At 39.0% G+C, this 10,204-nt stretch carries 10 protein-coding genes; 9 read left to right on the top strand and 1 reads right to left on the bottom strand.

Annotated elements, in window-relative coordinates; translation table 11 throughout:
• Nucleotides 1-29 precede the first annotated feature (29 nt).
• The 7 genes from H5182_RS01525 to H5182_RS01495 all read left to right on the top strand — a co-directional run bounded on the left by H5182_RS01525 (nt 30) and on the right by H5182_RS01495 (nt 7,123).
• Nucleotides 30-983: a TauD/TfdA family dioxygenase gene (locus H5182_RS01525; RefSeq protein ID WP_145233043.1), complete on the top strand. Its 954-nt coding sequence runs from the start codon at nt 30-32 to the stop codon at nt 981-983.
• A gap of 96 nt (nt 984-1,079) precedes the next feature.
• On the top strand, nt 1,080-2,447 hold the full coding sequence (locus tag H5182_RS01520) for a serine hydrolase (RefSeq protein ID WP_182757581.1): 1,368 nt from the start codon (nt 1,080-1,082) through the stop codon (nt 2,445-2,447).
• 271 nt (nt 2,448-2,718) lie between these two features.
• Nucleotides 2,719-3,276, top strand: coding sequence for a YcjF family protein (locus tag H5182_RS01515; RefSeq protein WP_145233045.1), 558 nt, complete (start codon nt 2,719-2,721; stop codon nt 3,274-3,276).
• An 87-nt stretch (nt 3,277-3,363) separates the two neighbouring features.
• Entirely contained in the window at nt 3,364-3,537 is a 174-nt protein-coding gene (locus H5182_RS01510) for a hypothetical protein (RefSeq protein ID WP_182731271.1), read from the top strand.
• Nucleotides 3,538-3,644: 107 nt separating this feature from the next.
• Nucleotides 3,645-5,348 (top strand): cyclic peptide export ABC transporter, encoded by a 1,704-nt coding sequence (locus H5182_RS01505; RefSeq protein WP_259398205.1) that lies wholly within the window; start codon nt 3,645-3,647, stop codon nt 5,346-5,348.
• Complete coding sequence (locus H5182_RS01500; protein ID WP_145233046.1) at nt 5,345-6,457, top strand: prohibitin family protein; 1,113 nt, start codon at nt 5,345-5,347, stop codon at nt 6,455-6,457. The genes H5182_RS01505 and H5182_RS01500 overlap by 4 nt, the downstream gene beginning before the upstream one ends.
• A gap of 258 nt (nt 6,458-6,715) precedes the next feature.
• Entirely contained in the window at nt 6,716-7,123 is a 408-nt protein-coding gene (locus H5182_RS01495; RefSeq protein ID WP_182718887.1) for a hypothetical protein, read from the top strand.
• A 75-nt stretch (nt 7,124-7,198) separates the two neighbouring features.
• Here the strand turns inward: H5182_RS01495 and H5182_RS01490 are convergent, their stop codons facing one another.
• Nucleotides 7,199-8,368: an MFS transporter gene (locus H5182_RS01490; protein ID WP_182759378.1), complete on the bottom strand. Its 1,170-nt coding sequence runs from the start codon at nt 8,366-8,368 to the stop codon at nt 7,199-7,201.
• Nucleotides 8,369-8,669: 301 nt separating this feature from the next.
• Between H5182_RS01490 and H5182_RS01485 the strand changes: the two genes are divergently transcribed.
• Together H5182_RS01485 and H5182_RS01480 are read left to right on the top strand one after the other, a co-directional pair.
• Complete coding sequence (locus H5182_RS01485; RefSeq protein ID WP_182759377.1) at nt 8,670-9,614, top strand: Gfo/Idh/MocA family protein; 945 nt, start codon at nt 8,670-8,672, stop codon at nt 9,612-9,614.
• 20 nt (nt 9,615-9,634) lie between these two features.
• Nucleotides 9,635-10,144 carry a M23 family metallopeptidase gene (locus H5182_RS01480; protein WP_182759376.1) on the top strand — a complete coding sequence of 170 codons (510 nt, stop codon included), beginning with the start codon at nt 9,635-9,637 and terminating at the stop codon, nt 10,142-10,144.
• Nucleotides 10,145-10,204 lie beyond the last annotated feature (60 nt).

Genomic DNA, 10,204 nt, shown 5'->3' with positions numbered 1-10,204 from the left:
ACCTCTACCTATAAAAGGACGGGAATGAAATGGATCAGTTATTAGCAATAGATATGGATTTTTGCACTGACAATAGCGATTGCCGTGTGCATGATATGAGCGCTCAAAAGCAAAGTGGTTTGGCATGGGTTAAAGCCAATACTGACTTAATAAATGATTGGGTAAATCAAGATGGTTTAGCGCTACTGAGAGGGCTAAATATTGTGAGTACTCACCAATTTAGTACTATTTTAGAAACTATTTTTGGTGAGCCTCTAAAGCAGTATGTTTATCGTTCATCGCCACGCACTGCGTTGAAGAATAATATTTATACCACCACAGAATACCATGCAGATCAGGTGATTTTACAACACAACGAAAATGCATATTCGAATAATTGGCCTAAGAGAATGGGGTTTTTCTGTGTGGTGCCAGCGACGACTGGGGGCAATACTCCCTTGGCCGATAGTCGTGCGGTGTATAACCACATACCCATGCGGATCAGAGAAAAGTTTGAGCGGTTAGGCGTCATGTACGTGCGAAACTACGGCGATATTGATTTACCTTGGCAAGAAGTGTTTCAAACACAGAGTAAAAGTGATGTTGAACATTATTGCCATGCAAACGACATACAGTTCGAATGGATCGATGGCGATAAATTGCAAACACGCCAATGCCGCCCTGCTGTTGTCACTCACCCTTCAAGTGGTGAAAAAGTCTGGTTTAATCAAGCCCATCTTTTTCATTGTTCAAGTATGGACAGTGCCGTGGTGCAATCAATGCGAAGTAGTATCGGTGAAGCAAATTTGCCCCGTAATGCGTACTACGGTGACGGCACGGACATTGACCCACAAGACATAGCAGCAATCAATGATGTGTATCGTGGGCTTACATTCTCTTATCAATGGCAGCGTAATGATATTTTGTTGCTTGATAACATGCTGTACACCCATGGACGAGAAGCATATAGCGGTCCTCGAAAAGTACTGGTTGGCATGGCTTAACTGGTTGTTATTACAATAAGTTTACTAAGACTATTTTCACTTTGTTAGCAGTGATGATTTTGGCAAAGAGATGTGGCTATTTACAGGAGAAGAATAATGAAATGGCTTATGCATGTAAAGTTTAAAATCATGATTGTCTGCTTATTAAGTTTGATTTTAGCGTCTTGTTTGCAAAAAAAGAGTGTAGCAAAAAATGTCACTATCACAGCGGCTCAGATAGAAATGATTGCTGCAACAGTGCAAGAATATTGTGACACTTTAGTCTTTTTTGGCACTGTGTATATTACTTCTGCTGATGCGGTTGTATACGAGGCTAATTGTGGACCGCAAAATATGCAATATGATATTGCAAATACTACAGAGTCAAAATACCGAATTGGTTCTAACACTAAAGCATTTGCGGCAACCATGTTAATGAAAATGCTCAAAGGAAAAGATTTAAGAACGCAGACTATAGGTGACTATTTACCTTGGTTTCCTAAAAATCAATGTGCGGATGTGTCATTGCACAATTTATTGACTATGTCTTCAGGCATTAATAATTACAGTGATAATGAAGACGTTTATGATAATTATGGTTGGCGGCCGTTTCTTTATGATCAAACGCTAAATTTAAATGGGCCTGAAGATTTCAGTAATCGTTTTTGTACTTGTACAGAACAAGATGAAAAACCGACATTTACTCCGGGCTCTAAGTATCAATATAGTAATTGTAATTATTATTTGGTCGGCAATATTATTGAGCAAATAGCTGCGGGTAGCCAAGGCGATATTGACCGTAACTTTTGGTTCGAAAACCTTCTTAAAGAACAGATATTAGATCCCATTAATATGAACGATAGTGGTTCATTTAGCGCCATTGGCGTGTATCAAAATATGACCACAGGCTATATCTCAAATCAAAACCCATATTTACCACTAGCCAATGGCAGACCGCCATTAGTTGGCGGTCCTGCGCCATACGAGAATATTTTAAAGAATCCTTATAGCAATCCATTGGTACTTTATTCTGCTGGTGATATGTACTCAACAGTGACTGATATGCATAAGTGGGATCAGGCATTATACACAAGTAAAATTTTAGATGAGGCACAAAAATTAGTGGCATTTGCACCTTATTCTAATACCGGTAACAGTACGCAATGCGAATACTATGGTTATGGTTGGTTTGTTACATTTATTGACCCTTTACAGTTTGGCAAAGTTGCCGATTGTCCATCAGATCCTGCTGATGCAAACCTGCGAAAATATGAAAAATTTTTACAGTACTCAGGTAGTTATCCTTATTCATGGGTGACAAGCTTTAACCGTTTAGTGGAACGGGATCAATCAGTGATGGTCTTTAGTAATTACGTTAAAACAGGACTAGAGTCGGACTGCATTGCAAGTGAGATCAGAAATATAATTTTTTACAGTGATAAGCACCGAGAAGATAAGTGCCAAGCGATATTAATTGATGCGTAAAGTTGTGTCGATGAATTGGTGAATGTCAAAAGAATTGAATTGATTAGTTTCTTGTACTGGCAGTGGGCTAAGTACTAATAAAGTTGGAACCAAACCTGAACAAGGAGTGGTTGTAGTCCAATTACTGTTTGCATGTTTATGCAAAGTATTACTTTTCTTTTCATATTCATGAAAAGAAAAGTGAAAAAGGGCAAGTTACTGACTAAAGTTTTACTAGAGCAGTAATTTGGTGGGTTCAACAACTGTTAATTTAATTCATAGAGGAAAAAATATGACAGCGGCAAAAACAGCGAAGGACGAAAAGGCGAATACTGACACCGTTTCTGAGCAACAAGCAGATCTCGTTGAAGCAGAAAATCGAGTTGCTGTAGCGCAGATCATCGTCGATAAGTATAGCAAATGGTCATTTGGCAGCGGACTTATTCCAATTCCAGTGGTTGATTTGGTAGCTTTGACAGGTATTCAAATAAAAATGATTGATGAGATTGCTAAGGTATATGGCCAATCCTATAGTGAGAATAAGCTGCGAGGCACTATTAGTGCGGTAATTGGTGGCTCTTTTCCACAGACATTGGGAGGGGCTGGCTTGAGTAGTTTCCTTAAAGCTATACCTATCATTGGAACGCTTAGTTCCATTGCATTTATGCCAGTGATCTCGGCGGCATCTTCGCATGCAGTCGGTTCTACGTTTATTCGACACTTTGAAAATGGCGGTACATTGATAGACCTTAATTTAGCAAGTATTAAAGGTGATATCTCTGAGATCGCAGCGAAGTATCGTAAAGACAAAGGTGATGCAAGTGCTCAACAAAGCCAAGCTGCAGTGTAAGTAGAATGAGCTAAACCCTAAATAAACCAGCAGTTATTGCTGGTTTATTTATCAATTGATTACAGCTTAACTGAAAAGGAATTAATAATGATCGTCATTTTATATTTAGGATTATGTTTATTGTGTGGTTACTGGGGGCGAAACACTTTTGCAGGCCCGGTAGGCTTTTTTTTGCTGTCGCTGATGCTGACACCTTTTGTCGGTTTATTAATATTAATTTTTGCGCACAAAAAAGATGCAACACATAGCCAAGATACATAACAAGTAATACAGCGACATGGATAACAACGTTTAACACTCAATTAGTTATATAGCTTAGTTAAACCACTGGTTTTAAAGCAGTGGTAATATTATTCAGCTGTACGTTAATGAGTGTTGATAAAGACCATCAAAAAACAATAAAAGATTCTAAAATGGTATTATACGATTTAATTAGTCGAAACATCACAGTTAAAAAAAGAACTTTTGCTGCGCTAGGTTGTATTTCCGGATTAGCAAATGCCCTCGTTTTAGCGCTAATAAATAATGTTGCGGAAAATATTGCTGATATTCACCGCGAAAATCATATTCTTTATTATCTCGCTTTATTTTCGTTAACCATTGCTATTTATGGTCTCACCCAACATAGATTAATGACTAAAGCTGCAAAAATGGTTGAACAAGCCATAGATGGGTTACGTGTCGAGTTGTTTGAATGTGTTCGTCATACTGAACTGGCGACCTTAGAGAAGATTGGTAAAGAGAAAATTTTTACTACGCTAAGCAAAGAATTACAGACTATTTCTCAGTCTGCGCAACTGTTTGTGATTATAGGTCAGTCAATTAGCTTAGTTTTTTTTACATCTATGTATATTGCATATCACTCCTTTGTGGCTTTCATTGTGTTGGCCGTATTGATTATGCTTGGCGGCAGCATTCACCGGCTTCGGGCAGACGAAATACAAAAGAATATGCAGCAGTCATTTGAGAGCGAAAACAAATTAATTCAACGCTTGTCTGATTTACTCGATGGCTTTAAAGAAGTAAAGCTAAGTGTTCCAAGAGCGGATGATCTTGAATATGAGTTTGCTATGGACTCAGCGCGCGCTAAACGCTCTAAGACGAAAACACAAACTTTGTTTGCCAGCGATTTTATTTTATCGCAAATCAGTTTTTTTGCGGCAACTGGGGCTATGGTTTTTATTGTACCGGTGTTATCGCATGTCTACACCGATGTGGTTATTAAAGTTACCACAGCTTCGCTGTTTTTAATTGGCCCAATCACCAGTATTGTCGGCGGTATTCCTATTTTTACCGCTGCCAGTGAAGCTGGACAAAATGTGTTAGCGTTGGAAAAGGAGTTACAGTCTGAACAGGAAAAAACTCAACATACTAAATCGGCTCATGCTGAGCTCGCAACATTTGAACAGATACAACTAAGTGGTGCATATTATCAGCATAATCGTGCACCTGGTGAACATGCCTTTGTAGTTGGTCCCATTGATTTTCAGCTGCAGCGAGGCAAAATTACTTTTATTACTGGGGGAAATGGGAGCGGAAAAACTACCTTTATTCGTATGCTCATAGGTCTATATGAGTTACAGGCTGGAAAAATACTCCTCGATGGTCAACAGCTCAATGAAACTTCACTGCAAGGTTATCGTAGCTTGTTTACAGCGGTATTTTCTGACTTTCATTTATTTAAACAGCTATATGGTATTCACGATACAAAACAACAAGAAATTGATGAATGGTTGGCATTTTTAGAAATGAACACCAAAGTTAGTATCGTCGATGGTCAATTTAGCACTGTTGACTTATCGTCAGGGCAGCGAAAGCGCTTAGCGTTATTGAGTACAATTTTAGAAAATCGACCTGTATATATTTTTGATGAATGGGCTGCCGATCAAGACCCTATTTTTAGGCGTAAATTCTACGAGCAAGTATTACCACGACTCAAAGCAAGAGGAAATACAGTGATTGCAATTACCCATGATGATACATACTTTCATTTAGCTGATGCCCATTTAAAAATGGTGGAAGGGCAGTTAACCGATAATAACGATATTGTAAGCAATGGGGTCTCATCATGAATATTGTCATTACTCCCGATTTAACTCTGTTGGTGCTTGCGGGTTTACTACTTGCATTAATAATCACAAATATCAGTATGCGTTTTATTAAACGTTATAAGCCTAAATTTCATAAACGTATTTTGTCATGGCGTTTTAGAGCTGGGATCACATTACTGGTTTTTATGTTTCTAGGCATGGTGCTGGTGCCAGTGATGTTTATTAAAATTGATTCAGGCCAAGTCGGAGTTTTGTGGAAACGTTTAGGCGGTGGTACCTATTTGGAAAAACCGTTTGATGAAGGAACAGTTTTAGTTCTGCCTTGGGATACGCTAACGCTTTATTCAAGTCGGTTTCAAACTGCTGATGAAACAATTCACGCTATTACTTCCCAAGGCTTACAAATTTCGTTAGATGTGACTGTGCGTTATCGGCCAGTGGTTTCACAAATACCTTATCTACATAAGTTAGTTGGTACGGATTACCTAAAAGAAACAGTACTACCAGAAGTTAATTCTGCGGTGATCATGATTGTATCGCGTTATACGGCAGAGCAAGTGTACGGTAATATGCGTTTACAAGTGCAAAATGAGCTTCTAGATGAAGTTTTAAAGGAACTGCAATTACAAGAGCAGACAATTTTACAGCAAGAAAAAGCGACGCACTCAGGGCAAGTGTTAGTTAATTTGGATGATATGCTGATCAAGCGCGTTAATATACCAGAAAAGGTACATAATGCGATTATCGCAAAAGTGAATCAAAATTATTTGAACGAAGAATACGACATGCGTTTAGTTGTTGCTAGAAAAGAAGCGCAGCGTAAGAAGACCGAAGCAGAAGGGATCCGAGATTTTCAGCAAACAGTCAGTGGTGGTATTTCTGAAACATATTTACGCTGGCGAGGGATTGAAGCTACAGTGGAGTTGGCCAAATCTAACAATAGTAAAGTTGTAGTGATAGGTGGTGGTAAAGATGGTTTACCATTAATTTTGAACACAGAAACAACGCAAGGCTCAGTCGGCCCAAGCCCTGTAATACCTAGTACCACAGCTGAAAAAACGCTAACGAACGATCCTGCTTTACCATTCGTGCAAACGCCTTCCAGCCCAGAAAAAACATTTTATCAGTAATAGCGGCATTATTAGCTCGCATATTAAAAACATAAAGTAGCTGTTTATAGATAAAAAGGTGTCGCTATTGACACCTTTTAGTTGTGTTGCTCAATCTAGTTTCAGTAACAATTCATTTTTATAAAGTCCATAAGTTAATTTTCTTCACCTATTAGGTTTATTTTTATCGTTTGTTGAAATTGAGCTAACACCCTAAAGTTCAATTGTCGGCACCAGATACGACACGATTTAGGCAAATAATCAAATAGGAATATAATCATGAAACGTACACTTATCAAAACTATTGCTCTTAGCTCACTATTAACATGTTCAGCTGTTGCTCTGGCTGATCAAAGTGATTACAAATTAATGGTTATTGAGACAGCAACAGCGCCACAGCCAGTTGAACAATCATTTAATAATTGCGCACTAAACGTTAAATCAAAAAATTACGCGCAAGCAGAAACTATTTGTACTAAAGCGATTGCGTTGCTAAAACAAAGCGAAGGCCCAAAAATGAAATTACGTGAATTAACATCGTTTGCATTAAGTAATCGCGGTGTATCACGTATGATGGCTAAAAATGATACCGCTGGTCTTTCAGATTTATATGAAGCTGCACAAATGGCTGATAGCGCGATGGTATCGCATAACCTTACTCGTGCTAAAGAATACCTATCTTTATAAATTAGGCCTTATTACTTGAATTAAAGCCCCATACTGTTAACTCAGCATGGGGTTTTTGCGTTATTAGGCTATGGCTTATCCTGCCACAGGGGTATTGTCAGTGGAGATGCCTTTAAGGCTTTTGATCAGCATATAAATACAGGTGGTGAATAAACAACCGCCTAAATACAACATAATGCCGTTAGCTGAAGCAAATAGGTTGGCAGCAAGCAAAGGCCCAAAGACCGAGCCAAAGCTGTAACTCAATAACATAATTTCCGTTGCTGAGACTATTTTTTCGATTGGCAATGCGTCACAGGCTAAGGTGATGGCAATGGGGTAGAGTGCAAAACTCGCAGCCCCTAAAATAAAGTAACTGGCCATCAATACGTTGAAGTGTACAGCTTGCATAATACCAACTACACCCATCGCGCCAAATAAACAAAATAATGCCATTAATAAGCTTTTTGCCATTCGTGTTGATAAATAACTCACCAACGGCTGTACTAACATACCGCCTAAAATAATCACCGCCATCAAGGTGCCAGTAAAAGCGGCCTGCTCACTTTGGGCAGCGATATATACTGGCATTAAACCGTATATTGGGCCAAGTACTAATCCTGATACCAAACAGCCTAAAATTGCTGGGCGACTGAGCTTTTTTAACTCAGTTAATTGTAGCTTTTGCGAGTGCTGACTTTGCGGTTCCCCTGATTTAATCAGCAGCGGTGCTAACATCGCTAAAAATAATAGAGCAATAACAAACAAATAGGGGAGTGGGCCACTGGTACCAAGCGGATCGATAGCTAGTTGGCCAACGGCGCTGCCACCGTACAGGGATGTCATATACAGGCCTAATCGTTTAGCTCGTGCTTTGGCAGTGTCAGTCATTAGTAACCAAGATTCAACCACCACAAATACCCCAGCTACGGCGATACCAGCTACAAAGCGGGCTAAAAGCCACACGTTGGCATTAGGTAAAATAAGCTGTGCTGCAACACTGAAAATTAATAACCCCAGAAATGCCAGAAAAGCATGACGGTGGCCTACTCTTGCAACAATACGCTCAATAAAAAAAGCACCAATTAATAAGCCAAGATAAAAGACACTAGCTAACCAAGAGGCAAGTTCATTATCAAGCCCAAAGGCGCTCAATGATAAAGGAATTAGGCTCATTAAAAAGCCTGAGGCAATAGCAAAAAAAGACAAACCAATAACAGGCGCAAGTGGGTTATTTGGTTTATGACTGGCAGCGAGCTCAACCATTAAAGAATCCGATTTAAAGGGCATAAATAATTGCGTTGGAGTGTTTTAATAGCTGGCAATTATTTTTGGTTGGTTAATTTTGCGGCGAATTTAATCCGATTTTGAACACAAGTAAAGTTATATTTGAATATTTACTCAACATTTTATTTAGAACGCTAAGTTAGGTAAATTAACCGGTTATTTACGTCATTTTGGTATCATTTTTTTAGCGAAATTGTTTAAAATTTGTAGTTGTTTTATCAATCTAAATAATAACTTGGTATGCTGTGTTTTTATTTTTCATCAAGAGGCAGTAGTAAAAATGAACCAGCTAACAATCGCTTTAGTCGGGCTTGGGGATATAGCACAAAAAGCATATTTACCTATTGCCACGCAACATGCACAGATCGATCCTATTTTTTGTACACGAAACCTGACAACATTAACGCAGTTAGCGAAGCAGTATCGGGTTCAAAAGTGCTTTACAGATTACCAAGCGGTACTGGCGTGTAAGCCCGATGGGGTGATGATCCACACTAATACTGAGTCTCATTTTACGTTTGCGAAGCAGGCACTTGAACAAAAAATCGCTACGTTTGTAGATAAGCCATTAGCGTATAGTTTTAGTGAGGTAAGTGAACTTATTGCGTTAGCAACTAAACATAACACGCCATTATTTTTAGGTTTTAATCGTCGCTTTTTACCAATTATGGCCGATATTGCAAAGCCACAAATACGCCATCTTAAATGGCAAAAAAACCGCTTAAATTTACCAGCACAGCCACGCACTTTTATTTTTGATGACTTCATCCATGTGGTTGATAGTTTATGCCATTTTGCAAATGTAGAGCGTTTTGATCAACTTAACCAGTTACAGGTGTTTTCACAGCTAGATCCACAAGGCTTATTGGCAGCAATACATGTTAGTTTTGAGTTTGAAGGGCGGTTATTTCAAGGCGCTATGGATAGATTAAGTGGCTGTAATGAAGAAGTGGTTGAAATAACTGCTTTGAATGAAAAGTGGCGGTTTGAATCGCTAACCAATATGACTTCTATGGTCAATGGAATACAGCAGAGCGCGATGCAAAATGATTGGCAAGCAACGCTATATAAACGGGGCTTTGAGTCAATGCTAGAGGCATGGCTAACGGCGGTTAAAACGCAGCAGGTAGACCAATTACAGCTTAAAAAAGATAGTTTAACACATGAGTTGTGTGAGTGGCTGGTTGCACACGTATCAAACAATAATGAACTATTTCTCTGTTAAACTATTTCAAGGAAGTTGTAATGAAAGTGATGAAGTACATGGGACTAACGTTCTTTACAGTCCTTGTTATTGGGCTGCTCATACCTGAAAAAATAGTGATCCCAGTCAAAGGTGCAACAGCAAATGATTGGCATCATAATACCTTTTGGTATGGCCCTTGGGGTAAATCAGGTGTACACAAAGGGATAGATATTTTTGGCAAAAAACACACGGCAGTGGTTGCTTCGGTAAGTGGTGTGGTGCTGTATTCAGGTGAGCTAAAGCGCGGTGGTAAAGTGGTGGCATTACTTGGGCCTAAGTGGCGACTGCATTACTTTGCCCACTTAGAAAGTTATTCGTTAAGTGCAGGAGACTATGTTGCAGTCAATGAGCTGATTGGTAGCTTAGGAGACACGGGTAATGCGGCAGGTAAACAACCTCACGTACATTACTCTATTTTATCGTTACTACCGTACCCATGGTTAATGACCGCGCAAAGCCAAGGCTGGAAGAAAATGTTCTTTTTAAATCCAGATGAAAAACTACGCTAAAATAATTGCCGTTATTTTCACACTTATCCAGCTGATTAACTTAAAATACCGGTAATTCAC

The organism is Pseudoalteromonas sp. SG44-17 (assembly GCF_014164235.1).
GTDB classification, from domain to species: Bacteria; Pseudomonadota; Gammaproteobacteria; order Enterobacterales; family Alteromonadaceae; genus Pseudoalteromonas; species Pseudoalteromonas rhizosphaerae.
Note: the sequence above shows the minus strand (reverse complement) of the source record. Positions and strands in the feature narration are given on the sequence as shown.